Source organism: Bacillus sp. SCT118 (genome assembly GCF_058566435.1).
In genome coordinates this window covers 1,524,435-1,550,566 of sequence record NZ_CP191225.1, presented here as the reverse complement: position 1 = coordinate 1,550,566, position 26,132 = coordinate 1,524,435, and the positions used below count along the sequence as shown (strand labels likewise).

The following is a 26,132-nucleotide window of genomic DNA, read 5'->3' as shown; positions in this document are numbered from 1 at the left end:
CCCGGATTAAACTTCATAAATTTGACACAATAGGATTATAAAGGGTATTTTCAATTTCTGTTATCCTTCAATTTCTCTTCAATTTTCGCTTTTGTCTTAGGACCATAAATGCCATCAGCAGTCAGACCATTCACTGACTGGAATCGCTTGACTGCATTTGCTGTTTTCGGACCATAAACGCCATCAATGCCGTTATTTTTCGCCCCTTTGTCCGGGTAGAAATATAGAGCTGCCAGTGCTTTTTGAATTTGTGTTACCCTTTCCCCTCTCATCATTGGGTTCTTCACTTTAAAAATACCGAAAGGTAGCGCATATGACGTTTTTTTGCTGATTGAGTTTGTTTTCTTTTTGGTTGCACTTGTTTTGCTTGAGCTTGTTTTTCCACCTAGCGTCTTTAATTCTTTTTCAATGGCAGCCTTAACTTGATTCCATCTGACAAAATACGATGTGGACAATACTTACCGTTCCAGTCTTGGTGCTTATGGACACGATCAACGCCCCATCCCCGTTCTTTAAGTAGCTGCGCCACAAACTTAATAGCGAGGTTTTCCGCTGCCTTATATCGTGACCCTCCTGACTTGCTATAACAAATTTCGACACCAATCGACTTACGATTCCCTGTACCGTTTGTTCCATCTCCTGTGTGCCATTCATTTCGATTAGTTGGAATTCCTTGAATGACTTGTTTATCGTCTACTGCAAAGTGAAAGCTGTTGAGCTAGAGTTATTCTTCATATATGAAATTTCATTGGCTGCTGAAGCATCATTTGCAGTGTTGTGAATAGTGATATATCAGCTTTCATAGGGTTAGGACATTTCAATCCATACTTTGATTTAGAGACTAAATTCTTTACAACTTTAATGGCCATATATCCTCTCTCCTTCTGTCTGTGTAATAAAAAAAGCCACTGGCTTAGCCAGCAGCTTTGTCTGCGTTATTCTTACTCTGTTCTTTTTCGTTCTCAATTGTTTGTAATCGATCTATTATCGTTGAAGGGATTTTAACACCGATCTGTGCTAAATTTTCAGTTATTGATAAGCCTTCATTAGCAATATAAAAAAGAACGGTACCAAAGGTTAAGACACCGTTCAAATTGAGTACTGTATCAATAACGTTTGCTAAAATGGCCGCAAAGAAATTGAGTAGCTTGCGGACATAGCCAAACCATGCGCTTCGGCTTCGCAGTTTCTTGAATTTCCATGCCTTAATTACTCCTGTTAAAACGTCAATTATGCTAAGAACTAGAAGTAAATCAAGGTACTTCACCCCTCCAAATAAATATACTCTTGCAAAATCTAATGTTTCAAAATTGATAAACAAACTTGTCTCCTCCATTTCTAGTCACCTCCTCCGAGGCAATTAAAAAAGGACAGCCGGATCTTATGAGACGGCCGTCCCTCTAACTGAAAAGTTTCCATTTGTTAAAGCTGTAAGCTCCCTAACGATTTCTTTAAAGCCGGTAATATCAAAAGACCGGGCTTCAGATTTCCCTTTTGTGCTAATGGCAAATGTTCCGTCATCCACTTTCTGTCCTCTAAGGGCTCTTTTTGTTCCCGATAATGATTTACCCCAGAACTTCAATTCACTTGCCCGATTGTGGAAGATCGTTATTGAACGAAAGCCCCCGATAGTTGGATAAGAAAAAGCAAAAGAACTTGCTATTTCTCAAATACATCCACCAAATTTTCAATGTTAGTTTGTTGTTCATACATACTAATAAAAAAATAAAACCTTGTTAAAAACTTTACAAGACAAACTGAATTGACTATAGTCTAATTAGACTAAAATATTAATGTACAGAAGTGAAAAATGAGATGATAAAGTCTTTTTTAATGTTGGGGCAGTCGAATATGGCGGGCCGTGGATTTTTGAATGAAGTAGACCCTATCTATAATGAAAAAATAAAAATGCTGCGCAATGGACAGTGGCAGATGATGACAGAGCCGATTAATTACGACCGTCCGGTTTCCGGCGTTGGCCTGGCGGCATCTTTTGCAGATGCATGGTCGAAAGCTCATCCCGATGAAGAAATTGGCTTGATCCCTTGTGCGGAAGGTGGCAGTTCATTGAATGACTGGCATCCGGAAGGCATCCTTTTTCAGCATGCTTTGTCCGAAGCCCGCTTCGCCCTCCGGTCCAGTCAAATTTGTGGAATCCTTTGGCACCAAGGTGAGAGTGACAGTTATCGTTCGCTACATGAAACTTATTACGAGAAATTAACCCTTATCATCGAGACGCTAAGAAACGAGTTGGAACTTGATGAGGTACCGTTGATTATTGGAGGGCTTGGTGACTTTCTTGGAAAGACCGGTTTTGGACAGCACGCGACTGAATTTCGACAGGTTAATGAACAATTGCTGCGTTTTGCTAATGAACAACAGAATTGTTATTTTGTTACTGCAGCAGGTTTGACTGCGAATCCTGATGGCATTCATTTAGACGCAGCTTCACAACGCAAATTCGGTTACCGCTATTTCGAGGCTTTTTCGAAAAAGCACCATATCCTGAAACCCATTTCGGGAGAGGAGCAATCGCTGAAAGTGAATGGTGACTATTCTAAAACAGAACAGATTTACCTTCATAGTATGGATTTGGCTTCGGGTAAAATTACGTACGCGGAATTTGAGGCGCGGATGGCGAAGGTGATGAAACCATGATTCCCTTACTTATCCTTGGCTTGCTAATCCAAAACCCCGGAGCTCACGGCTATGAACTTCTGGCCTTAATGGAAAAGCGTCATTACAAATACATTGTTAACTTCACGAAAGGTTCATTTTATTACAATCTTCAGCAACTTGAAGAAAAGTGCTTTATTGAACAGATTCAGCAAAAACCCTCAACCAGCGGGCGTGAAATCCGTAACTACAAAGTCACAGATTCGGGAAGGGCAGAATTCGAAAAATTAATGATCAAATACGGCACCAAATCGGAATATGTGAACCTGCAATTTTATGGGGCGTTACTCTTTGCCGATGAATTCGACAAAAATAAATTACTGGATCTGATCCAATCACAAATCGATCAGACTAAAACTCGAATCGAGCTCCTTGATGAATACCTGTCCATCACTCAAGAAATTCCCGGCACAATCGATTACTTTCGCCGTATGAACGAAAATTCCCGTTCACATCACTTGGTTAATTTAGAGTGGTTTGAAAAATTGAAAACAGAAATAGAATCAACTATTGCAGAATAAAAAAATGCAAAGTTAAATATAAGAACATTAGTTACCTAAATATAAAACCTGTGTCGTAGATATCTAGTAACATCTTTGATACAGGTTTTATACTCCTTCTTTAATTAAACCAGTAATAGGGTTGTCAACACTTGCCCCCAACAAGAGCAAGCGAATCTGCTGCGTGTTCTTCTTTTTCAATCACTAGCCGTTAGTTTAATTAGAATTCAAAAAATCCAAGACACGGTCAACTCTTTCATTGACTGAGCAATCGCCTTCAATTTTTAACACTGGACAAGATAAATCTTCCATCCAATGTTCATGCAAAGCTTTACTTCTAACTTCCATTCCAGCATTATCATATAAAGAAGCCCACTCTAAAAATGCTTTTGATTGTTCATATTTACTGCCACCGGCTAACACTTCATTTCCATAACGCTGAAATTCCCTATGCCTTAATCTCTCAAGCCGTATTTCCTGTGGAATCCATAAGAAGACGACAAGGTCAAAATAACTTTTTAGATTATCGCCCCAGCCACACACTGCACCAGAAAGAATCCATTTCTCATTTATTGTTAAGTCTTTTTCAAGCAACTTTCTTCTTTCAGGAATTTCTCTTTTTTTAGTTAATTTATCTAACCAATAGTAATTATCAGTATCAAGATGCGTATGAGGCAAACACTTTGACAATGCAGCACCCAATGTTGAAGTTCCGACACCAGAGGCTCCCAATATGTGAATATTTTTTTTCATACTTCCCCCTCCTTATTAAGCAACCAAACTCCCTGTTTGTCGCATAAGGTACTTACTATTATTTTGACATAAATCCCTAAAGACCTTTACTTTTCTAGAGAAATCCAGATGCGTGTTAAAATCATCATACTTACGAAAACAGCCATTATCAAACGGATTCATATTCCATCTCCTTAGACGCTTTTTCCTATAAAAAAAGTCTTGATTTCCCTATAATATTTAAACGAATTTAATTTTTAGATTGTCGTCTTTAAGGAGGTTTTTTATCTTGAGGTATACAAACAGTCATTTAGAGGATTGGATTGAAAACTTATACAGAAAGATTGATATTACAGAACCTGAACAAATTAATTTTGAACGGATTGCTGAGTCATTAGATATCAGGCTTTCGTTTAAACCTGTTACAAGCTTCGCACTTAAGCCCAGCGGCATTTATAATATACGCTTGGACAGCCGAAAAAACCGAACTGAACAATGGTACGATTTCGCTCATGAATTTTGCCATATATATAGACATGAAGGCGATAAAAAAACTATGCCCGCAACCTGGACTGATTATTTAGAGTGGCAGTCCAATTATTTTACATATCACCTTTGCATTCCAACTTTCATGTTGCGTAATATTAATCTTTCGTACATACAATCACATGCAATTGAAAATGCAGCTTGGTTATTTAAGGTATCCCCTTCATTCGCTAAGAACCGTTTAAGCATTTATTACAGGAAACTGACTCAACATTTATTTAGTCAAACTGTTACGGGAAATTTATGCACCCCCCCTTTTGTAATGAATAATGAAATCCTCATGCATTTGCGCGCATTGAAAAAAACAAAAAAAGACGTCTCCCTTCACGATCCGATCGGGCAGGATAAGGAAGGGAATGAAATAAGCCTGATTGACGTTTTGAAATCAGAAAACGAAGACGTGATAGATACGATCCAGCTCAATATCGAGCTTGAAAAAGTGAAACAATACATTGACATTTTAGATGACCGTGAGAAGGTAGTGATTGTCGGGCGGTTTGGACTTGATTTGAAGAAGGAAAAACGCAGCGAGAGATTGCCAAAGAACTCGGTATCTCACGCAGCTATGTATCGCGGATTAAAAAGCGGGCGCTGATGAAGATGTTTCATGAGTTTTATCGGGCAGAGAAGGAAAAGCGGAAGAATATGAAAATCATTTTTTCATCGCTGATAAACTCCCTACCTCAAGCATTCAAAGCCGGACGTTCTAAAAGCTCCACATAAAATCCTTCATCGGCATACTTCAGCACATCCTTAGTCTCTGCTTTCTTTATGCAGGCCTCGATCTGGCTGTCGATGCTCGATCCCTTGATCACTTGTTCCTCGGTATATTGTTATCACCCTGGATCTCCTTCCTATAAAGTTTTATTAAATAATGATAGCAATCGTTCATGCATTTGTCAGCTTGCGGTCCCTCGATAATTATCACCTTCATAAAATGCATCACCCCTTGGGTAATGCTATGTAATAACTGTTTGTCCTAATGAGGTGATTTTCAATGAGTATGAAAACAAATAAAAAAACCGATGGTTTGAATCATCGGTTTCTTTTCTGACATATACCACGCCCACTAGTCCCTCAACATAGTAAAAACATATCATGAGTTACAAAAGCTTTTATTCAAAGCATCTGTTTATTTTATTTATACTTATTTTCATCATTTTTCAGAATTCTGGGCACAAATCGGGCACCTATTAGAGACCAAGGAACTCTACATTTCATTAAGAAATACGTACTCATTGCCCTGCTTTAATTAATTTTAAGCCCTCGCTCTATGCCCCTCTGAATTAAGTATTCGATGTAACTTTTGAAATTAAGTTTATTAAAATCTGTCACAAACCCTTATTTTCATAACACATAATTTGTTTCAGCTTCCCTCGCGAATACCGGATTAATGCTCGGCTTTAAGATAGTCAACCAATCTCTCCGCACTGTTCTTAACATCTTCTTTTGAAAGATGAAGTGTCCCATATTGTGTAAACGCAGGAAGAAAACGCATTCCTATATAGTTAGCAGTGACTTGAAACGGTCTGATAAGCTCGCTGATCGTGATATTATATTCTCCGCCTGCTTGATAATCAGATTCCTGTGCGCCTAAGGAGATAGCTAAGAGTAGTTCTTTTCCATGCAATTTAGTTCCTCCAGTTCCATAAGCCCAGCCATGTGTTAACACATCATCTTCCCATTGTTTGAGTAACGCGGGACTGCTATACCAATACATTGGGAACTGAAAAACGATACGCTCATGATCTAACAGGAGCTGCTGCTCTTTTTCTACATCAATGATAAAATTAGGGTATTCACCGTACAGGTCATGAACCGTAATGTCATTCTCTTGCTTTAAACGATTCATCCAGGTTTTGTTGACAACAGACGTTTCCAAATTAGGGTGTATAACGATAACTAATGTTTTCATTTGACTGATTATCCTTTCTTCGCCGAGTAGTTATTATTGCTTTTACGATAATGAATTGATTCTAATTTTAAAATAGTAACTTTATTTACAACTATTTTATCCTTTTTCATGAATTCAGGGCAACTAATTGGGCACCAAAATCAATGATGACTTAAGACATTGTTTTGTAGAAATCCGATATAACAGAATAATCCCTTATTTAGAAAATTCCCACCTTTTTCCTCAATCCTTACCAATTTAAACTCATTAAGGAGATACTGTATCACCAACTTTAAATAATAATGGAATAAGTGCTAATAAAATAATTCCTACAACCAACGTAGATATTATTAACTCCTTCCATACAATCAAATTCTTTAAAAACATTTGATAAATAACTAATGAGTTTACTGGAATGTTAAGCAATAAGCCCGTAAGAAGTCCAGGTGCATACTTTTTCATTACAACAGTTGCGATAAGATGTGGAAAAATAGCGTTGATAACCATAGAACCTAGAAAGCCAATGAAAATCCATTTTGCAATATCTGATTCTGGCATATATAAAAAACCAAATGCAGATAAATAAGCCAACATAGTTATAACACTGACAGCAAAATGAAATTCATTTGAGGTTACTGGCTTTTGAAACTTTGAAGATTGTTGTGACCATTCAGGTAACCAAATAGCTTCCTCAATATTATGCAGTGTAATAGCAAAACAAAAAAATGCTACGAAATAAACCACCTATCATTTCCTCCTCGGTGCCACAACCAATATGGTTTGGCAACATTATATTACATTTGAGGCTGATTGGATATGGTGTTAAAAGAGAGAAGAATCTGCCTTAGTAGTTGCTTCTTATTTATATGTGCAATAACGTGTTGTTGGTGGCATATCTATTAAAAAAGCCAAATGTATAAATACTACTACTTAAATAGACAATTCCTGTTAGACACACTTTTATAAAATTGAACTTAAACCTTGTGTCCCGAAAAATAATCAGTTAAACTGATTATATGTTAAACTGATTAATAGGAGGTGCAAACTTAATTGGAGATATGGAATCAATCTTACGGTTTTTTACTCGGAAAAGTTCTTCAACGAATGGAAAGTAAATTTGCTGAAGGGCTTAACCCCTATGAGATTAATGCTAGACAATACGGAGTTCTATTGTTTATCAAAGGAAACCCTTACTCATCACAAAAAGATATTTCTGAAAATCTGCAAATAGATCGGACTACTATGGTAGGTCATATCGACCATCTCGAAACTTTAGGATTTGTTGAGAGAACAAAAAATCCTAATGACAGAAGATCCTATAGCCTTAAAATTACGGAAAAGGGTAACGATGTATTGGATTCGCGCTGGGAGTTTTTAACGAAGACGGAATTAGAAGTATTAGATCCTTTAAATCAACAAGAAAGACAATTATTCAAAGATTTTCTTATTAAGATTTGGAAGTCACTATAAAAAACAGGAGGTTTCATAATATGCATGCTCTCGATTATTTTAATGCACGTCTCGAAGCAACGATAAGCCCTATGGATTATTTAAAAGCGAAGCAAATGAGTCCCGAGAAATACTTCTTAATCGATGTCAGAAACGGTCCAACTCATGTAAGGAGTGTAACAATTAAGGATGCTAATGCTATTCCTGAACAAGAACTGCAATCTCGTTTAAATGAAATACCAAAGGATAAAGAAATTATTGTTTACTGTTGGGATGTATGGTGCAATACAGCTGCCAAAGTTGCTAAGTTTTTATTAGAAAATGGATATAAAGTCAAAGAATTAACCGGTGGTATTGCAGCATGGAAAGAAATGAACTTTCCTGTCACAAACTCAGATCAAGGCAATAATATACCTGATAATTGTGGGTGTTGACTTAGTGCAAGATAAAAGATACTGGATTGGGGTTGCTTCTCAAGATCATGTAATGAGAGCTGTCCAAGGTGGTTTTGCTCAACTTTGTCATGGCAAAGAGGCACCTTTAAAAAAGATGAATACTGGTGATTGGATTATTTATTACTCCCCCAAGATGAATTTTAAGGAAAGCACCCCACATCAAAAATTTACTGCTTTAGGCAAAGTAGTAGATAATCATATTTTTCAGTTTGAAATGGGAGATGACTTCAAACCTTTCCGGAGAAAAATAAGTTTTATTCATTCCACAGAAACACCGATACGCCCATTAATCCCAAAGCTTTCTTTCATTAATGACGAGCAGCGTTGGGGGTATTCTTTTCGATTTGGACATTTTGAGATAAGTGAAAAAGATTTTAAGCTAATTGCAAAAAAAATGGTCGATGCTTAAGGAGATTAGAATATTCTAATCTCCTTAAAACTTTCTTATATATCTTTGACTTGTTACTCTTTGCATCCTGATTCAACAAGTTTTAAAATTAACCATTTATCACATGAAGAAAAGATTCAAACTCTAAGCTATTCCGAAACCACCATTAGAAGCACTTTCTTCAGCTACTAAGTGCTTTTTTAATGAGCTAATTAGCAAAAACACTTAAATCCCCATTGAGAGATTTTCCATGAGAACCAAAAAGCTATTGTGGTCTCACCGAAAATTTAATTTGCGGTGCACTATTGCCTTTTTCTCTCCCCAAAAAATAAGGTTATGCCTCAAGGATTTAAAAGGGGATACTATTTATGTAGCATTTGATTCCATTGTTTCTGTTAATATCAAATAAAAAAACCTCCATTTCTGAAGGAGGTTGAATGTAATATTATCAAGTTTGAAAACGATCAGAGGCAATATGAAATGTGTTTTGAGTTTGATCTTCTGTTAAGTTGGATCCGAAACCACACACTAAAACAAGTGACAAACCCAGGATTAGGCATACCTTCTTTTTAAAAGTCATACAGGCATTCTCCCCTTTGAATTTGTGTTTGAGTCTCAAGCATTTTCTGATGATATACATAGGATGTTTCAAATTCTTTTGAGTTTGCGTAAGCAGCTGCGGTCTCACAGGCAATGTCTTCAATATATGAATAGTTCTTATTTTTTTCTAAGTATTCTATTGTTTGATTAACACCTTGTTGGTCCACTGCATCGACATAAAGAGCTTTTAAATATCCCTGTAATTTTGCGAAAAGCTCATCACCTTGATAAAGAGCTGCTGACAAACCTTTCTTACTTACTTGGATAGCCTCATTCATTTTTCCTTGTTTAAAAAGGATTTTTGCATAAGAAAATAAAGAATGTGGCAAGTTTGTGAGCTTTTCTTTTTCTGTAATCTCCACTGCTTGCTTTATGTATACTTCCGCCTGCTCGTAATCACCACTGTCAGCAAAATTAGTGCCTAAATTATATAGTGCAGAACTAATCAACCTTTTGTTATTCAATTCCCTAGATAACTCTAATGCCTTTTCAAGATGCGGCTGACTTTTTTCGTAATGTTTAAAATCAGTATAATTCCCTGAGATAACAAACATACATTGAACTTTTCGCACCTTATAAAGTTCATATTGATTATAAATATCCAATGCTTGTTTAACGTGATGCATAGACACATGACTTTGCTTCATACCATAATATGCTTCAGCTAACTTAAAATGAAACTCTGCCCTTTCGATCTCATCTGGGACATGTATAAGCTGCTTTTCGGCTTCTCTATAATAGTAGATAGCTTTCATGTATTGCTTCTTATCAAACTCGTACATCCCTCTGAAAAATAGAGAATAATACGATAACAGGCCAGATATGCCTTTATTTGAAGTCTCAATTTTTTCAAGAAGTTCCTCAATAGTTGGTCTTATACGTGTTGTTACGGGTTCCAAATAATCTAACATGAGCTGATGACGGAATTTCATTAGGGAGAAGTAAATGAGTAAATACTCATCTTCCTCCATCCGTTGGATTTCTTGCTCGACCTCTGCCTTTAAAATCTCTGCATCCGGGACACTAAATTGACGTATCATTTTATACCATTCATTGATCTTTACGCCAACTTCTGACGATGATAAAACCAGATTCACAGGACCCCTCCTTTTATGTCTTTTTATGTAATATTCTAACATTTCCAAAAAGTGTTCAGACCGCAAAAAAACCGCAAACTTTTTATTCGCTATCTTTGATATGATCAATCAAGTTAATTTTAGGTTCGTTTCCTCTTTCTTCCATGGTAATATTTTGATATATAATTAAATGAAAGGGTATGATTATGAAAGTCTTTGAAGCTAAAACACTTATGTCTGAAGCTACAGACCGCGCCAAAGAATATAAAGAACTAAGGACGCAAATGGTCAACTTGAGAAAAGCTTTACAAAGCGTCGCTGAACTGGACGACAGCGAATTCTCAGGTAAAGGCGCTAATAACATTAAAGCATTCTATCACGATCATGTAGGTGTCACTGATCAATGGATCGACTACATTGACATGAAGATCGCATTTTTTAACAGCATTGCCGGAGCTGTCGAGGACAAAGGCTTGTCTGATGCTTATATTGAAGAGTCTTTTTTAGAACATGAACTGGCTAACGCCCATAAAAAATCCAAATCCATCATGTCTGAACAGAAAAAAGCCATGAAAGATATCCTAAATGACATTGACGACATCCTTCCGCTCGACCTGTTTTCAACAGAAACCTTCAAGGATGAGCTTGCGGATGCTAATGACAAACGCAAAAAAACAATTGAAAAACTAGGTGATCTTGACGAGGACTTACTGACAGAATATGCTATGTCAGTACCAAATGAACAATTCATCAAGTCAGATTTTCAAAAGCTCCAAGAAGCAACGGGCAAAGGCAAAAACGCTACACCTCTTCACTACAACGCCAAGGCGTACCGTGAGAGTGATATACATAAGAAAAAGGGCGATATTGAGAAACGTACAGAAGCTTATTTGAAGATCAAGAAAGAAGAAGCGAAGGAACGCGAGATAAAAGACTTAAAGAAAAAGCTTGCGAATGGTGTCTCAGATCCGGATGAGTATTTAGAAATTGCGAAGAAGATCGGGTATGAGAACCTTGAACCTGCACAGTTACAGTATGTGGTGCAGCTAGAACAAGCAAAACAGCTGAAGTCCGTCGGTGAAAGTGTAATCAATGCAGGTAAAACGGCATTGGATATCATCGATGGGGTTAATGATGGGCTTAACGATGCGATTGATGATACGATATATGGCATCAAGGACTTGGTTGTAGGCGCATGGGAATTTTCACAGCTCCCTATGGAACTAAAACTTGCAAAAACAATTACAACAGTCTTAAGTGTCCCCTCCTACCCTAAAATAATTTGGACAAACATCGTCGATTCATGGAATGATAAAATGATAAATGGCGATGCATATACAAGAGCACATTATATCAGTTATGCGGTCGGTAATATCGTTGGTCCAAAAGGTGCAGGTGCTGCAGTGCAAACCACTACTAAGCTCTCAAAAGTGGGTAAAGTGGTTGACGGTGGAACAGCAGCTTCTCATGTGAATAAAGGAATTACAAAAGGAAACAACCTTATTAATCCCTTTTTTAAAAACAGATATGAACCTGCACTTGTAGGAATTGCACAAGATGTTGAGAATACTCATAACGTTAAAAACACACCACTGTTAAAAAGTATAATTGAAGAAGAAAAAAATAATGCTTTTCACAAAATAAATGTTACTTTTAGGCAAGGTTATGATACCCATTTAGTTGAGGTAGAAGATATAGTTAGAAAGAAAAATAAAGGAATTGTCGGCGGTCACAATCTACAGAATTTTGAAAAGGCATTTATTGATAAAGGTTGGGATTTAGAGAGTTGTATAATTTCAAAAAGAGAACACCCCACAATTGATGGTATCTATGAAATTGAATATGGTTTACCTGCATTAGATAGAGAAGGAAATATCAAATCTGGAGAACTGAAAAAAGTCCGTACTCCAAAGACAGTTTATGATCCCGAGAAGATCTCAAACGAACAAATGTTGCAGTGGGGAGAAGAAGCAATGAAAAATGGTGAAGTAGTCGGGAGAAAAGTAACTGGATACGCTAAAAATGGTCTCAAGTTTGAAGGTTATATTGATGAAGCTACTGGAGAAATAACAAATTTTTTCCCTACCTTAAATGATTAAATAATTCGGAGTGAAAGTGAAATGGATAATAAAAACAAAGATTTAATTAACTATTTTTTTCAAGTTATGGGTGATGAACGTTTTTTACGCATTTTAGAGAAATTCTCCAACGGAGAGGGTTATGGTATAGAGAATGTCTGGTGTGTATTTGCTGATGACTACGAAAAGTGGGAAGAAGATTACTTTGGAGATGAGGGTATAGCTTTTTATTTCGATTACCCAGCAGTCGCGGAAGATGAAGAAGTCATATTAGATTACGAAAATTTCTATAAATATTTAAATGAAATTGTTGGTCAATATGTAGAACGACACCCAGAAAATAAACCCGAGGTAGAGAACTACATGAAAAGAATTAAGGAAAAGTATGATATTAAGGTATAAATAAAACTGCTTATCCGTTATATAAATAATAATATTTAAGGTGAAATAACATATGAAGTATTCATATAAATTTGAAGAAGATCCATTTGGTGATTTAGGAATAGTATTGCCAGAAGAAATCAGTATTTTCTCTGACTTTATTGAAAACATCACTACAGAAGAACAAGCCAACGAGTATATAGATTACATTGAGAAGGTTTCAGAAGGGATATATGAAGATTTTGAGATTGAGTTAAATGCTACAAGTGTTCTAATCAAAAAAGATGTGGCAATTGTTGAAACCTCTTTTAGGAAGAAGAACCCTATGAAAACTCAATTGAAACTAATCAATTTAGAGAATTGCTATTAATATGGTGAGAAAAAATTCCAGATATATTTAAAGATTAGAAAAATCAACACCCTCTTGTTACATAAAGAAGGATGTTACAGATCAAGGCGGGATTCATATGGTTGAATGGGATTTCGGAGAGCATCCTGTTAGTAACGAGGAAATTATTGAAGTAGAAAACGTTACAAGTAAAGTTCCCAAAAGATTATTTAGAATATGTCAAAACCTATTCTGGTGCTACCCCCTCTCCTGAAACTTTTGATCTTGAAGATAGGGAAGGAATTGCATTTGGATACTTACATAGCTTCCATAAAGAAAGTGAGTCATATATAGTTAACGTTTCTAATCGTTATTGAGACGGCAGAATGCCAGATAAAGTAAAACCGATTGCCGATGATGTGTTTGGCAATGAAATCTGCTTCGATTTTAGAAAAGGACTCAAAAGTCCTTCTATTGTATTTTGGGATCATGACATCGCTTATGAAGATAAGGAAAGTTCCATTAGCTATGTTTGTGATTCATTCACAGAGTTAATGAACAAACTTGAATAGAATGAACTTTGTCTCTAGCTGATTTTAAGTAAATAACAAAAAACTAAGGCAGAATTTGCAGAAAGCAAAATTTAAGGAATCATATTATATATGTGGAAAGTCCTTCTCATAACAAGAAGGGCTTCTCTTTTATTAGGGATTTAAGTTTTGCTTTTGTTTTCGGTCCATAAATGTCGTCTTGAAGTAAGGAGAAAAAAGAGCCCTTCTTTTAGTAAGGACTCTTCTCAATTTAGAATTATGAATTTTTATTTAAACCAAGCTTTCTTTAAATTGTTGGTGAAATTACTATCATTAAAAGGAACGTTTGCTTTACCGAAATCTGCTGTATTTAATGCATTCCTTGCGGCAGGAGTTAAATCATCCCAACCGATCAACGGTTGAGTTCCACCTACAACACGATCGCTCATCATCAATTCGTGGTTAAGTGGCCACGTGCTGTCATAGGCAATCAAAGGATGAGTGCCATCTTTCATGTTGGTTCCGCTTGGTGCTACATTTGTGAATTTTCCATGTCCGGAATATGCAATTGATAAAACCTTTGGATTTTGATTCGCTGGATTATCAATCCATACAACGATTCCTTCCCAGTCATGTCTGTGACCTAAGCTTGGAGAGGCTTCATCTTTAGGAAAATACCAAGAATACATGATTGCCCAAACCCCATTGTACCATGCAGAACGTGAATATACTTGTCCAGTATTTTTGCTGCAATGTCCTTCAGGCGCTCCAGTCGGCTCTAAACCGCCACTTGTATTACCTTGCGCATCTACTGCAGGAAAAGGCACACAGCCGCTATAAACCTTTAGATATGGTTGAAAACGTTTCGCCGCTTTTTGAGTAACAGTGGTAGGCACCACCTCTCTAAAACCCACAACTTTATCATGATCGATTACAGCTGCATTTGCTGTTGAAACCGTGCTAACAGAAGTGATTACAAATAAAAAGAGAGCCAAGAAAAATTTGTTCATTATTCCAACTCCTTTTAAGAATATTGACAACAATTAAATACCACAGAGTTGGAATAAATATCAATATCTTTTTTAGAAGATAACTGAATTTCCATACTAGATTACTATTTTATTTTCCTTATGTCTTTAAATTCAGTAATTAATGCACTCTTTAAAAATAAATAAAATGTCCTCCCCTTTGGCTGTAAGGCTTAATAGGACATTGCTCTTCAAGTATAATTTCAGGATTTAAAAATAAAACATAACAGATGAATAAAATTGGCACCATCATTAACCTTTTACCAACTTGTTATTGATATTTAACCCCCACCAACAAGCAAGCCCCGCGTTTCACAATCCATTTTGGTATTTTCTTTGAACTTCTTTCATTTTATAATTCATTTTCATGATTAAGCCCCTTTGAAGTCCATTTTATTCTCCTTGCCCCTTTCACTAGACATTTTAATAATTTATAAATAATTACAGGTTGTCATTGCTTTTTACTCAATGGTGCAGTTTTGAAGTTCGGCTGTGGGCTCGTTTTTAGTAAACCAGTTTATATTCTTTTTTGGGCATACTATAGAAGCTTTTTCCATATGAAAATCTCGTAATCTTACACCTCTTTAACTTGAAGGAGGATTTTGGCATATGTATTTTCATACCCGTCAACTACCATCTCATCCAGCATATATTCCTCATATGCATTTTGCCCTATTTGCATTCCATTCTTTTCAATGAACTCAATGATTCTCCGGTATGCCTCTTCAGTATTTCCGCCTATTTCATATCCAACTGCATACAGGCCCTTTGGCCGTACATGATAATTTATGTTCTCTGCCCCATCTTTTACTTTTATATAAAAGTAACTGTAATTGTAGAAGTCTTTTTCTAAGATTTGTTCCCGTGCAAAGATTCCGCCTATCGGATATCCTTCATCTAATTCATATTGCTGAACTTCATGAATGAGTTCTGAAATGGCTGCCACATATTTTCGTTCCGGTAAGTTTAATGTTTTTCGGCTTAACATGAATGTTTCTTCATTTAAATATTCAAAAGAAATTGAGGAAAAATCAGTCTCAAGTGCTTGTTCTGTAAGCGTCACTTTTGTTTGTAAGATCGTTTGCAACTGCATAAGCTCATTTATTTTTTTATCAATCTCAATAGACTTTTCTTTTAGAACATGCAGGATCTTGTCTGGTGTTTTTCCTTTTATTAGACACTTTATTTCTTTTAATGGAACCCCAAGCTCTTTAAATAGACTGATGACTTGAAAAATCTCAAATTGATGATAGGAATAATATCTATACCCATTTTCTTTTTTTATTTCCGGCGAGAAAAGACCAATCTCATCATAATGAAATAAGGTTTGTTTTTTTACACGGCAGAGCTTCGAAAACTCCCCTGTTGTGAAATACTTCTTAACATCTTCGCTCATAAAAACCTCCTTGACTATACGGTAACCATATACCTTATGATTTGATTGTACTTGAAAAAAGCTTCAAGCGAAAAGGATAGGTAAAAAGGGTTCAATTGAGTTAAAGGGGAATTCAGATGAAAAAATCAATAAATGAGCAAAAAACGATATTCATTATACTATTAAGCAACATCTTCGTAGTATTTCTTGGTATCGGTTTAATCATTCCAGTTATGCCTTCTTTTATGAAAATCATGCATTTATCCGGCAGCACAATGGGTTATCTTGTTGCGGCTTTTTCCATTTCTCAGTTAATTGCGTCACCTTTTGCAGGTAGGTGGGTTGACCGATTTGGCAGAAAAAAAATGATTATTCTCGGGTTGCTTATATTCAGTTTATCTGAGTTGATTTTCGGATTAGGGACCCATGTTTCAATATTTTATTTCTCGAGGATATTGGGTGGTATAAGTGCGGCTTTTATCATGCCCGCGGTAACAGCATATGTAGCTGATATTACAACCCTAAAGGAAAGGTCAAAGGCTATGGGGTATGTTTCTGCTGCAATTAGCACAGGCTTTATTATTGGGCCTGGTGCGGGAGGATTTATTGCCGGCTTTGGTATCCGCATGCCGTTTTTCTTCGCCTCCGCCATCGCGTTAATAGCAGCTGTCACTTCCGTTTTTATACTAAAAGAGTCATTGTCGATAGAAGAACGCCATCAACTCTCATCTCATACAAAGGAATCAAATTTCATTAAAGACTTGAAGAGATCCATTCATCCTGTCTATTTCATTGCATTTATTATCGTCTTTGTAATGGCTTTTGGTTTATCAGCTTATGAAACGGTATTCAGCTTGTTTTCTGATCATAAATTTGGCTTCACACCAAAAGATATCGCAACCATTATTACGATAAGTTCCATTGTTGCGGTAGTTATTCAAGTTTTACTATTCGGGAAATTGGTCAACAAACTTGGAGAGAAAAGAATGATTCAGCTGTGCTTAATAACCGGAGCGATCTTGGCTTTCGTGTCTACTGTTATGTCAGGATTTTTAACTGTTTTGCTTGTAACTTGTTTTATTTTTCTGGCGTTCGATTTGCTACGCCCGGCCTTAACCGCTCATTTATCCAATATGGCCGGTAACCAGCAGGGTTTCGCAGCAGGCATGAACTCCACATACACCAGCCTGGGAAATATATTTGGACCTGCTTTAGGCGGTATACTATTTGATCTTAACATTCATTATCCTTTCCTTTTTGCAGGTTTCGTTATGATTGTCGGCCTTGGTCTTACAATGGTTTGGAAAGAAAAAAAGAATGATGCTGCAGCTTTGAATTAATTCATTTTCTATAAAGTCAAGTCATTTGGATGCAGGGAATGCCCCTGGTTAGGCACAATAAGAAAAGGTACTTAATTTGATAGGCTACATGTTGCTTGACATGAATATAGTTTTAGCAATATCAGGATACCGGGTTAAGAAAAAAGGAGAAGGTAGTATGAGTATAAACATAAAAGCAGTAACTGATGATAATCGTGCTGCAATTCTTGATCTGCATGTCAGCCAGAATCAATTATCATATATTGAATCTACAAAAGTATGTTTAGAGGATGCAAAAGAATGTCACTATTATAAACCTGTCGGGCTTTACTATGAAGGAGATCTAGTCGGTTTTGCAATGTATGGATTGTTTCCAGAGTATGATGAAGATAATAAAAATGGACGAATCTGGCTTGACCGATTTTTTATTGACGAACGCTATCAGGGAAAAGGATTAGGGAAGAAAATGCTTAAAGCCCTCATTCAGCACCTTGCTGAGCTATATAAATGCAAGAGAATTTATTTGAGTATATTTGAAAATAATATTCATGCTCTACGCCTTTATCAAAGGTTTGGTTTTCGATTTAATGGTGAACTCGACTTTAATGGCGAGAAGGTAATGGTAAAAGAGCTATAGATATCCAAGCCTCCTTGTTTGCTGAGAAACGTTTGAACCTCGATAATGATTACCTGCTTAAACTGCAAGATCATTGTTTAAAAAAGCCTGGATGAAATTTTCATCTCAGGCTTTAAGCATCTTATTAGTCAAAATCTCATGTGTTTTATCCAGATGTTATTCTTTTTTCCGGACAATTTCTAAATAATTAATATGCCGGCCAACTGTTTTGTGCACTTTAAAAATATACCCATCGGCTTCTATAACGGACCCAACTGCAGCGTCTATTTGTTGAGTCATAAACCAGCCGCCTATTGTATCCACTTCGTCACTTGCTAACGTCGTTCCCAATAAATCATTTACATCCTCAATGAGCACTTTCGAATCTAAGATATAGTGATTATCATTTACTTTTCTAATATCAGGCACTTCATCTTCATCAAATTCATCTCTGATTTCCCCAACAATTTCTTCAAGAATATCTTCAGCAGTGACTAAACCTGAAGTGCCGCCATATTCATCCACAAGAATAGCGATATGTGTTCGCTCTTTTTGCATTTTTACCAATAAATCATGAATTGGAACGGATTCAATAACATGGATAACAGGATTGATATGATTTTCTAACTTGAAATTCTCTTTTATCTTCTGGTCTGTGTCAATATAAGCTGACAAGAACTCTTTAGCATTGATAAAACCAATGATTGAATCTTTATCTCCATTTAGGACGGGGTACCTTGTATAGCTCTCTGTCTTAATGGTCTTAACAATAGTTTCATAAGAATCCTCACTAGAAATCGCTACGATCTCTCTTCTCGGAATCATAATTTCTTTGGCGATTCTTTCATCAAATTCAAAAATATTATTTACATATTTCAACTCATTTTTATTGATTTCACCGCTCTTATAGCTTTCAGACAGTAAGATGCGCAGTTCTTCTTCAGAATGAGCAAGTTCATGTTCTGATGCAGGTTTCAAACCGAAGAGTCCTACTATAAACCGGGCTGAACCATTTAAAAACCATATAAAAGGGAACAGGATGCGGTAAAACCAAATAATTGGCTTTGCAGTCAAAAGAGTGATGGTTTCCGCTTTTTGGATAGCGAGTGTTTTAGGAGCAAGTTCTCCAACTACAACATGCAAAAAAGTCGCCATCACAAAAGCGATCACTAAGATCAATACATGTGAGACTGTTTCACTTACATGAAAATGAACAAATAAGGGGTGCAAAATCACTTCAAAAGTCGATTCTCCAACCCAGCCAATTCCCAACGCTGTAACCGTGATCCCTAATTGACAAGCTGACAAATATTCGTCCAAATGAGTAATGACCTTTTTGGCTGATACGGCACCTTTTTTTCCCTCTAATATGAGTTGGTCAATTTTTGATGACCTGATCTTTACTATCGCAAATTCAGTCGCAACAAAAAATGCTGTTAAGACAATTAAAAGAGTAAAGATGATAAGGTTAATGGTTGTCAATGATTTGCCTTACCTAGTAAGGCGTACACCTCCGATGTAAATATTTTCTTTTATTTTTATAACGTCCGTTTTTTCTGAATAAACAAAAAACAGTATATGTAACATTATAAGTTCAAAAGAGCCTAAAATCAACTCTGAATGATGTAAATAATCATCTTTTCCGTATGGAGAGTGGTTCCCATAGTATTCAACTAGCGATTGGTGACGTTTTAAGACTTAAAATAAAAAGCAAAATAAAAACACACCTGAATTTTCTGGTGTGTTTCAATAATATCCAACCGTCTTGATTTATTTAATGTCTTTATTAAGGTTTTCTTTTAAAATTTGAATCAATTCCGCCTGTTGCTTTATATTTTTGCGGCCATTTCTATTAATTGCAGCAAGTTCACAGACAATTCCAGCTGAAATAAAAAACAATAAACCTTCAAACATTTTAAATCCCCCACCGTCTAAGTGATAGTCAAATTTGTTTTTTCTTTTTGTAATACCTGCTTATAATCTTCCTTACGCTGATATATGTTATTTAAAATGAGTCCAATAATCACAAACAGTGTTCCTACTATATCAAATGCAGTTATGTTATATCCTTTGATCACCATGATTAACAATGTAGTAATGGGGACAAAGTTAATAAATAAAATCCCATTAATGGATGATAGGATTTTAATGCCATAGTTCCAACCAAGGAGCGCTATGATACCTGGTAAAGTAATCATAAATAAAAAATCATACTTAATTGCTGCAATCACTTTAATACTCGGTACCGACACGTAACCTTGCGCGGTAAGTATAGCTGTCATGATTCCTGTTATAGCTGTGCCGAGTAAACATGTCAATGTTGAATAACGAAGTGTGGACCACTCTTGGAATAACTGTCCCCCCATTGTGTAGACAACCCATCCTAAAACACCAATTAATATAAAGAGTAGCGAGAATAGATGATCCCCTAATGAAAAAAAGAAACTTATATTACCTTTGGTTATGACCATCGAAGCCCCCAAAAAGGCAATCAATATACTGATCATTGTGTATTTTTTAGGTTTCACATGTTTATATCCCCATAGAATAACAATTGAAAGCATCGGCATGAGTGCCTCGGCAATGGATGCTGTCATAATTCCAGACTTCCCCATCAACCTTTGACCTAAAAAAATAAGAACATTGTATACAGTAAACGCCATCACCCCAAATAAAATGATCCATTTTGCTTTACCCTCTAAATGAAATGATTTTTTTCCTTCTCTCACCAATAATAAAATCACTAACATAATCGTTACCACACCGTAGCGAATAAATGAAAAATAAAACGGATCAATAAATTCTAATGCATGATCTGCAACTGGAAACATCGCGCCCCAAGACATACTTGCTACTAAACATGTAAGGGCACCAATGAATAATTGACCTTTTTTCATTGAATTCCCCTCCTTTTCTTTAAAATTACAATGAGAATTATAAAAAGAAGTAAGCATCAAGTAAAATGAACAAAAGTGATGAAAAACATCATTAATAATGATACTTTAATGAAGGGGGGATCTTCATGGAACTGCGAGACTTACAAATTTTCAAATGCGTAGCCCATCACAAGAGTATTACCGGTGCTGCAAAAGAGTTAAATTATGTACAATCTAATGTAACTGCGCGGATTAAGCAATTAGAGAATGAGCTCAAAACACCTCTTTTCAATCGCCATAAAAAAGGGGTTTCACTAAGCCCAGAGGGCCGAAAAATGATTGAATACGTTAACAAAATTTTGAAAGATGTTGAAGAACTGGAGCAAGTCTTTCTAGATACTGATATACCGTCTGGAATATTAAAAATCGGTACAGTGGAAACAGTGAGGATACTGCCGACCATCATAGCTTCCTATTATAAAAAGTATCCTAATGTGGATTTATCATTGCAGGCTGGTCTAACAGAGGAACTTATTAAAAAGGTCATGAATCACGAATTAGACGGAGCTTTTATTTCAGGCCCTTTGAAACATTCTATTCTGGAACAGTATGATGTTTATACTGAAAAACTTACTCTTGTAACCAGTAACAAAACGTTTAATATAGAGGATTTTTCAACGACTCCGATTCTTGTTTTTAATCAGGGGTGCGGGTATCGGTCTAGGCTTGAACAATGGCTCAAAGATGAAGGCGTGCTCCCAAACAGAATGATGGAGTTTAACATCCTGGAGACAATCTTAAATAGTGTTGCACTTGGACTCGGTATAACAGTGGTACCGGAATCTGCTGTTATGCATCTTGCTGCACAAGGTAAGGTTTATTGTCACCCATTACCTGAGAAAGACAGCTGTATCTCAACAATCTTTATACGCCATAAAGATGCATACCTGACAAATTCAATGCGCAGCCTCCTTAAGACCATTGTTGAACATAAAAATATGAGTATGTCTTAAAGTGCTTTTTCTCTTTCTATGTTCTACCTTCTTAAATAAAAGAGAAGGCGCATCTCCACTTCGCTACCCTTATTCACAATAAAATAGAGCAGTAAACATGTGAGTTACTGCTCTGCTTCGTTTATTCACCGTTCATTTGTTTTACAATGTATTCAGCATCATTTCCTACGCCTTGAAGCAACGCTGAACCTCGCTTATGCTGCCAAGGCAAACCTATAAAGTACAATCCTTCTACAGGTGAAACACCTCTATGATGTATGATTCGGCCTTCTTTATTCAAAACACCTTTTATATTTATCCAACATAGGGGATTCCTAAAACCCGTAGCCCAAATAATATTGTTTACTTCTAATGTAGATGAATCTTTAAAAATGATTTCATTTTGCTTTCCGGCAATGACTCTTTTTTTTAAGATGATCTCCTTCTGTTTTATTGCATGTTTTAATTCATGCCCAAATATTGGATCACCTTTCTTTTGAATGAATTTGCCTACTATTGATGTATGACTTATATTTAAAACTCCTAATTTATCAAACCACCAAAAGATGCTTCTTTTTCCGATCATTAAAGGGAAATAAACTAGTTTATTACTAGAGGCTAAATATGTAACTCTTTCTTTGGATAATTCAACAGCTATCTGAGCACCACTATTCCCACCACCAACTACTAGTACATTTCCATATGCCAATTGTTTTGAATTCTTATATTGTGATGAGTGTAGTTGATTAATATCATCAGCTAAATCCTTTGATATTGATGGAATATTAGGGGTATGAAAAGGACCTGTAGCAATGACAAGATTCTTCGTTTGATATTCTTCCCGATTTGTTTTTATTAAGAAATGATTCTTTATTTTTAGGACACTTATTACTTCTGTCCGTAATTGGATTGGAATTTCAAATTTTTTAACGTACTTCTTTAGATAAGCAACAATTTCATTTTTTGAAGGAAATCCATGTTTTTCTCCTTCAAGATGCATTCCAGGCAAAGAGCTATACATTCGAGAAGTAAATAAAACTAATGAGTCATACCGATCTTTCCAGCTCTCCCCCACCTCATGACTTTTATCCAAAATGATAAACTTTTGATCGGACTGCTTAAGATAATATCCTATCGAGATCCCTGCTTGACCAGCCCCGATTACTATAGTGTCGTACACATTATCACCCCGCCAATTTCAAATTGTCAGTAGACAGAATCTGCAAAATGCTAGTTGATCTCCTCACTATAAAGTTAGATAAAAAATTTAATGGTGATGGTGGTCATGCGGCTTCTCCATTTTGGCCTGACAAAGGATCGCATTGTCGTGATTATGCGCTTCGGTTTCCATTTGAATGGTTACGTGCGTAATGCCTTTATGCTCAAGTTCATGTTCAATTTTGCGTAAAATATTTTCACTTTCTGAAATGGTCAGTTGATCGTCAACAACTGCGTGGCAAGAAAGAGCATTCAATCCACTTGTGATAGACCATATGTGTAAATCATGAATGTTTTGAATTCCCTCTGTCCCTTCAATTGTTCGAATGATATCAGAGACATCGATATTTTCTGGAGTTCCTTCCATTAATATGTGAATGGAATCTTTAGTCACATTGTAACCGCTTCTTAGAACAAGAATAGCCACAATGATACTAGCCAATGGGTCTGCCCAGCCCCATCCAAAGAAGATGATAAGTATGGCTGCTAAAATGGCACCTACAGAGCCGAGCATATCGCTTATTACATGTAAATAAGCTCCTCTTATATTCAGATTATTCTTTGTATCTCCGCCACTCATCATAATCCAAGCGACCAATAGATTCACAACTAACCCGATGATACTAATTGTAAGCATGCCGGTTGTTGCTACTTTTGGTGGATTAGAGAAGCGTTCGATTGCTTCATAAATGATATAAAGAGAAATAAGAATTAGGGCAGCACCGTTTATCACAGCTGCAAGAATCTCAAATCGTTTATAGCCGAATGTCTTATTGTGATTTGCCTTTTTTTCAGCTAATGTAAAAGCAATCAGGGCAACCATTAATGAAATTGAATCACTCAGCATATGGCCTGCATCTGATAAAAGCGCCAGACTATTTGTTAAAAATCCACCTATAGCTTCTATTATCATATAACCTGTAATCATGATAAAAGAGATCAATAAAACCTTTTTATTTGCTCCTTCATTATGATTGTGACTATGATTGTGCCCCATAAAAAACTCCTCCTTAACTAAAGTTTATTGATACATATGTATTTATTATTTCAAATCTGTTATGAAGCATTCTAACATGGTGCAAATAATATTTATATATGAGCATGTGTTCATATATAAATATATCTGCTCTTTACTGAAATGTCAAAATATTTTTTATAGAAATCCACAATACCTCCTTAATTATTCTCTTATAAACATAAAAAAGCGGAGCAAACCCATGGTTTGCTCCGCTAACCTAGTTTCTCTATCCTTTTCTTCAATCAAGCATTTGAAAGTAGTATTCAACTACAATTTACCTGTTAAAAATTGGGCCTCACCAAGTCCAAAACTCCAGTCAGCATTATCATTTTCAACAATAGATACAATTAAATCAGTTGATGCGATACCACACTCCGATTCCAGTCTTTCGGCTAACAGCCTGTAAAATTTTTGTTTCTTCTCTTTTGGTCGGGATTTACTTGTAACTGAAAGAACAACAAGATTTTTAGTTCGGTTAAATCCTAACCCAGTATCCTCAATAATCATATGATTTTCTGGATGTTCATGAACAATTTGATAACGGTCTTGTTGAGGCACATCAAAAGCCTCTACTACAACATTGTGAGCGACATCTAAAAGTTTTTTCAAACTTGATTGATCTCGCCCTTCTATTAAGTCAAAACGAAGTAATGGCATAAAATTTCCTCCTTCTACTACAACAGTCTTTTTAATTTCATTCGTTATGTGTCAGCTATTTCCAAGCAGCTGCTATAAAATGTGTTCATTTTTATTCTTACTACATTAGAATAAAATAATTTTCCAATAACCCCTTCATTCTGTTGTTAGTCAAGCCTATGTTATGATGTGTATTTCCATAGGCAATATACAGAATCAACTTCGAGTAATTAACCATTTTTTGAAATAACCTTATCACTTACTCTAGAAATCATTTATTCTTCTAAGCTTTAGTTTACATGAAGCTCTGCTATCATATATAATTCAAAATTAAGATGGAAGACATCTCAAAATCAGATATCAACTATGGAGGACTACATGAATATTCAGTTGTTACAGGTTTTTCTCACTACTGCTCGTGAAGGCAGTATTTCCAAGGCTGCTCAGACTTTAAATTATGCACAATCGAATGTAACGAATAAGATACAACAACTAGAAAACGATTTACAGACAAAATTATTCTATCGCCATAGTCGAGGAATCACACTTACTCCCCCAGGGCAAATTCTTGTTTCTTACTCAGAGAAAATTCTACATACGATTGAAGAAGCTAGAGCAGCCATGGGCGAATCATCCGCGCCTTCTGGGCCACTGCGTATAGGATCAATGGAAACAACAGCTGCAGTTTGGCTTCCTCAACTCCTTGCACATTATAATAACCTCTATCCAAATGTTGATTTGAACCTAGTAACCGGTCCTACGGAACAACAAATACAAGCAGTTTTACATTATGAGTTAAACGGCGCTTTTATTTCAGGGCCTATTGAACACCCTGATTTAGTTCAAGAAAAGGTATTGGATGAAGAGATGGTTCTTGTTACAAGCGCTTCACACCCTGTGATTTCTTCCATTCAGGATGTTCAAACACAAACAATGCTTGTATTCCGTGAAGGATGCTCTTACAGAGCAAAGCTCAATCATATCCTGCAAGAAGAAGGTTTATTACCTATAAAATTAATGGAATTTGGCATACTTGAAGCGATCATTGGCTGTGTAAGCGCCGGCTTGGGGATTTCACTGCTGCCTCGTTCAATCATTGCTTCGCATGAAAAAGAAGGCCGCATCCGCAGCCACACTATCTCTGACAAATATTCTTTCGTATCAACCATGTTTATAAGGCGGAAAGACACTTTAATTACCCCTGCTTTATCTGCTTTTTTAACGCATATGAGGGATCATTTTCAGGTAAAGAGGCCAGATTAATCGTAAATAAATGGATGGAAGGCAGGCTTCGCCTCAAAATACCTCTGATCAGTTGTCTGATATAAAAATATAGGCGCATCTCATTGTTTGTATAGAGCAAAAAAGCAAACTTCGGTATGTAGTTTGCTTTTTCTTCGTGATTTTGCACTCTGAATTGT

26 protein-coding genes and 6 pseudogenes are annotated in these 26,132 nt (G+C 36.1%); 15 read left to right on the top strand and 17 right to left on the bottom strand.

Features of this window, described 5'->3' with window-relative positions; genetic code table 11:
* Positions 1 to 50 precede the first annotated feature (50 nt).
* From ACQVGT_RS07905 to ACQVGT_RS07895, 3 genes and pseudogenes are all read right to left on the bottom strand, one after another.
* A pseudogene (locus ACQVGT_RS07905) lies at positions 51 to 869 on the bottom strand (peptidoglycan recognition protein family protein).
* A 44-nt stretch (positions 870 to 913) separates the two neighbouring features.
* Positions 914 to 1,336, bottom strand: coding sequence for a phage holin family protein (locus ACQVGT_RS07900; protein WP_015483457.1), 423 nt, complete (start codon positions 1,334 to 1,336; stop codon positions 914 to 916).
* A 45-nt stretch (positions 1,337 to 1,381) separates the two neighbouring features.
* Positions 1,382 to 1,591, bottom strand: a pseudogene (locus tag ACQVGT_RS07895) (phage portal protein); the annotation flags it as partial.
* Positions 1,592 to 1,815: 224 nt separating this feature from the next.
* On the opposite strand from ACQVGT_RS07895, the gene ACQVGT_RS07890 reads away from it, so the two are divergent.
* Positions 1,816 to 2,658 carry a sialate O-acetylesterase gene (locus ACQVGT_RS07890; protein WP_015483458.1) on the top strand — a complete coding sequence of 281 codons (843 nt, stop codon included), beginning with the start codon at positions 1,816 to 1,818 and terminating at the stop codon, positions 2,656 to 2,658.
* Positions 2,655 to 3,197, top strand: coding sequence for a PadR family transcriptional regulator (locus tag ACQVGT_RS07885; RefSeq protein ID WP_015483459.1), 543 nt, complete (start codon positions 2,655 to 2,657; stop codon positions 3,195 to 3,197). The genes ACQVGT_RS07890 and ACQVGT_RS07885 overlap by 4 nt, the downstream gene beginning before the upstream one ends.
* Positions 3,198 to 3,392: 195 nt before the next feature.
* Here ACQVGT_RS07885 and ACQVGT_RS07880 read toward each other — a convergent pair whose 3' ends face one another.
* Positions 3,393 to 3,929 carry an ATP-binding protein gene (locus ACQVGT_RS07880; RefSeq protein ID WP_015384154.1) on the bottom strand — a complete coding sequence of 179 codons (537 nt, stop codon included), beginning with the start codon at positions 3,927 to 3,929 and terminating at the stop codon, positions 3,393 to 3,395.
* 268 nt (positions 3,930 to 4,197) lie between these two features.
* Between ACQVGT_RS07880 and ACQVGT_RS07875 the strand changes: the two are divergent.
* Positions 4,198 to 4,716: pseudogene (locus tag ACQVGT_RS07875) on the top strand (ImmA/IrrE family metallo-endopeptidase); the annotation flags it as partial.
* Positions 4,717 to 5,105: pseudogene (locus tag ACQVGT_RS07870) on the top strand (sigma-70 family RNA polymerase sigma factor); the annotation flags it as partial.
* 38 nt (positions 5,106 to 5,143) lie between these two features.
* On the opposite strand, the pseudogene ACQVGT_RS07865 reads toward ACQVGT_RS07870, so the two are convergent.
* The 4 genes and pseudogenes from ACQVGT_RS07865 to ACQVGT_RS07850 form a co-directional block, all read right to left on the bottom strand.
* Positions 5,144 to 5,269 (bottom strand): annotated as a pseudogene (locus tag ACQVGT_RS07865) (recombinase family protein); the annotation flags it as partial.
* The gene (locus ACQVGT_RS07860) at positions 5,266 to 5,388 is read right to left on the bottom strand and encodes a hypothetical protein (protein WP_015483462.1); all 123 of its coding nucleotides are present in this window, start codon (positions 5,386 to 5,388) and stop codon (positions 5,266 to 5,268) included. The pseudogene ACQVGT_RS07865 and the gene ACQVGT_RS07860, both read right to left, overlap by 4 nt.
* 456 nt (positions 5,389 to 5,844) lie before the next feature.
* The gene (locus ACQVGT_RS07855) at positions 5,845 to 6,369 is read right to left on the bottom strand and encodes an NAD(P)H-dependent oxidoreductase (RefSeq protein ID WP_015384155.1); all 525 of its coding nucleotides are present in this window, start codon (positions 6,367 to 6,369) and stop codon (positions 5,845 to 5,847) included.
* A 246-nt stretch (positions 6,370 to 6,615) separates the two neighbouring features.
* Positions 6,616 to 7,092 carry an HXXEE domain-containing protein gene (locus tag ACQVGT_RS07850; RefSeq protein WP_015483463.1) on the bottom strand — a complete coding sequence of 159 codons (477 nt, stop codon included), beginning with the start codon at positions 7,090 to 7,092 and terminating at the stop codon, positions 6,616 to 6,618.
* A gap of 306 nt (positions 7,093 to 7,398) precedes the next feature.
* Between ACQVGT_RS07850 and ACQVGT_RS07845 the strand changes: the two genes are divergently transcribed.
* From ACQVGT_RS07845 to ACQVGT_RS07835, 3 genes are read left to right on the top strand one after another with little or no spacing between them, the layout of a single operon-like run.
* Positions 7,399 to 7,818 (top strand): MarR family winged helix-turn-helix transcriptional regulator, encoded by a 420-nt coding sequence (locus ACQVGT_RS07845; RefSeq protein WP_015483464.1) that lies wholly within the window; start codon positions 7,399 to 7,401, stop codon positions 7,816 to 7,818.
* Between the two features lie 20 nt (positions 7,819 to 7,838).
* Positions 7,839 to 8,231: a rhodanese-like domain-containing protein gene (locus tag ACQVGT_RS07840; protein WP_046340253.1), complete on the top strand. Its 393-nt coding sequence runs from the start codon at positions 7,839 to 7,841 to the stop codon at positions 8,229 to 8,231.
* A 4-nt stretch (positions 8,232 to 8,235) separates the two neighbouring features.
* Complete coding sequence (locus tag ACQVGT_RS07835) at positions 8,236 to 8,661, top strand: EVE domain-containing protein (RefSeq protein WP_046340254.1); 426 nt, start codon at positions 8,236 to 8,238, stop codon at positions 8,659 to 8,661.
* A gap of 548 nt (positions 8,662 to 9,209) precedes the next feature.
* Here ACQVGT_RS07835 and ACQVGT_RS07830 read toward each other — a convergent pair.
* The gene (locus ACQVGT_RS07830) at positions 9,210 to 10,337 is read right to left on the bottom strand and encodes a Rap family tetratricopeptide repeat protein (protein WP_015483467.1); all 1,128 of its coding nucleotides are present in this window, start codon (positions 10,335 to 10,337) and stop codon (positions 9,210 to 9,212) included.
* A gap of 185 nt (positions 10,338 to 10,522) precedes the next feature.
* Here ACQVGT_RS07830 and ACQVGT_RS07825 point away from each other — a divergent pair, with 185 nt between their 5' ends.
* From ACQVGT_RS07825 to ACQVGT_RS07810, 4 genes and pseudogenes are all read left to right on the top strand, one after another.
* A complete protein-coding gene (locus ACQVGT_RS07825) occupies positions 10,523 to 12,415 on the top strand; it encodes a T7SS effector LXG polymorphic toxin (protein ID WP_015483468.1) in 1,893 nt (630 codons plus the stop codon).
* A gap of 21 nt (positions 12,416 to 12,436) precedes the next feature.
* Positions 12,437 to 12,796, top strand: coding sequence for a ribonuclease toxin immunity protein CdiI (gene cdiI, locus ACQVGT_RS07820; protein ID WP_015384160.1), 360 nt, complete (start codon positions 12,437 to 12,439; stop codon positions 12,794 to 12,796).
* A 52-nt stretch (positions 12,797 to 12,848) separates the two neighbouring features.
* A pseudogene (locus ACQVGT_RS07815) lies at positions 12,849 to 13,153 on the top strand (tRNA-Val4).
* 336 nt (positions 13,154 to 13,489) lie between these two features.
* The gene (locus tag ACQVGT_RS07810; protein ID WP_015384162.1) at positions 13,490 to 13,675 is read left to right on the top strand and encodes an SMI1/KNR4 family protein; all 186 of its coding nucleotides are present in this window, start codon (positions 13,490 to 13,492) and stop codon (positions 13,673 to 13,675) included.
* 245 nt (positions 13,676 to 13,920) lie between these two features.
* Here ACQVGT_RS07810 and ACQVGT_RS07805 read toward each other — a convergent pair whose 3' ends face one another.
* Positions 13,921 to 14,643 carry an NPP1 family protein gene (locus tag ACQVGT_RS07805; RefSeq protein WP_015384163.1) on the bottom strand — a complete coding sequence of 241 codons (723 nt, stop codon included), beginning with the start codon at positions 14,641 to 14,643 and terminating at the stop codon, positions 13,921 to 13,923.
* A gap of 592 nt (positions 14,644 to 15,235) precedes the next feature.
* Positions 15,236 to 16,057 carry a multidrug efflux transcriptional regulator BltR gene (gene bltR, locus ACQVGT_RS07800; protein WP_015384165.1) on the bottom strand — a complete coding sequence of 274 codons (822 nt, stop codon included), beginning with the start codon at positions 16,055 to 16,057 and terminating at the stop codon, positions 15,236 to 15,238.
* Between the two features lie 116 nt (positions 16,058 to 16,173).
* Between bltR and blt the strand changes: the two genes are divergently transcribed.
* Complete coding sequence (blt, locus tag ACQVGT_RS07795; protein WP_015384166.1) at positions 16,174 to 17,376, top strand: multidrug efflux MFS transporter Blt; 1,203 nt, start codon at positions 16,174 to 16,176, stop codon at positions 17,374 to 17,376.
* Between the two features lie 157 nt (positions 17,377 to 17,533).
* Positions 17,534 to 17,992: a spermine/spermidine acetyltransferase gene (gene bltD, locus ACQVGT_RS07790; protein WP_015384167.1), complete on the top strand. Its 459-nt coding sequence runs from the start codon at positions 17,534 to 17,536 to the stop codon at positions 17,990 to 17,992.
* A gap of 156 nt (positions 17,993 to 18,148) precedes the next feature.
* Here bltD and ACQVGT_RS07785 read toward each other — a convergent pair whose 3' ends face one another.
* The 3 genes from ACQVGT_RS07785 to ACQVGT_RS07775 all read right to left on the bottom strand — a co-directional run bounded on the left by ACQVGT_RS07785 (position 18,149) and on the right by ACQVGT_RS07775 (position 20,868).
* Positions 18,149 to 19,453: a hemolysin family protein gene (locus tag ACQVGT_RS07785; RefSeq protein ID WP_046340255.1), complete on the bottom strand. Its 1,305-nt coding sequence runs from the start codon at positions 19,451 to 19,453 to the stop codon at positions 18,149 to 18,151.
* A 288-nt stretch (positions 19,454 to 19,741) separates the two neighbouring features.
* The gene (locus ACQVGT_RS07780; protein WP_014477437.1) at positions 19,742 to 19,885 is read right to left on the bottom strand and encodes a YrzO family protein; all 144 of its coding nucleotides are present in this window, start codon (positions 19,883 to 19,885) and stop codon (positions 19,742 to 19,744) included.
* A gap of 17 nt (positions 19,886 to 19,902) precedes the next feature.
* Complete coding sequence (locus tag ACQVGT_RS07775) at positions 19,903 to 20,868, bottom strand: DMT family transporter (protein WP_015483470.1); 966 nt, start codon at positions 20,866 to 20,868, stop codon at positions 19,903 to 19,905.
* A gap of 125 nt (positions 20,869 to 20,993) precedes the next feature.
* Between ACQVGT_RS07775 and czcR the strand changes: the two genes are divergently transcribed.
* A complete protein-coding gene (gene czcR, locus ACQVGT_RS07770; protein WP_015384170.1) occupies positions 20,994 to 21,860 on the top strand; it encodes a LysR family transcriptional regulator CzcR in 867 nt (288 codons plus the stop codon).
* Between the two features lie 121 nt (positions 21,861 to 21,981).
* Here the strand turns inward: czcR and ACQVGT_RS07765 are convergent, their stop codons facing one another.
* The 3 genes from ACQVGT_RS07765 to ACQVGT_RS07755 all read right to left on the bottom strand — a co-directional run bounded on the left by ACQVGT_RS07765 (position 21,982) and on the right by ACQVGT_RS07755 (position 24,732).
* A complete protein-coding gene (locus ACQVGT_RS07765) occupies positions 21,982 to 23,019 on the bottom strand; it encodes a flavin-containing monooxygenase (protein ID WP_015384171.1) in 1,038 nt (345 codons plus the stop codon).
* An 87-nt stretch (positions 23,020 to 23,106) separates the two neighbouring features.
* Entirely contained in the window at positions 23,107 to 24,054 is a 948-nt protein-coding gene (gene czcD / locus ACQVGT_RS07760; RefSeq protein WP_015384172.1) for a CDF family zinc transporter CzcD, read from the bottom strand.
* 288 nt (positions 24,055 to 24,342) lie between these two features.
* Positions 24,343 to 24,732, bottom strand: coding sequence for a tautomerase family protein (locus ACQVGT_RS07755; protein ID WP_015384173.1), 390 nt, complete (start codon positions 24,730 to 24,732; stop codon positions 24,343 to 24,345).
* Positions 24,733 to 25,089: 357 nt separating this feature from the next.
* Between ACQVGT_RS07755 and gltR the strand changes: the two genes are divergently transcribed.
* The gene (gene gltR, locus ACQVGT_RS07750; RefSeq protein ID WP_041517952.1) at positions 25,090 to 25,974 is read left to right on the top strand and encodes a glutamate biosynthesis transcriptional regulator GltR; all 885 of its coding nucleotides are present in this window, start codon (positions 25,090 to 25,092) and stop codon (positions 25,972 to 25,974) included.
* Positions 25,975 to 26,132 lie beyond the last annotated feature (158 nt).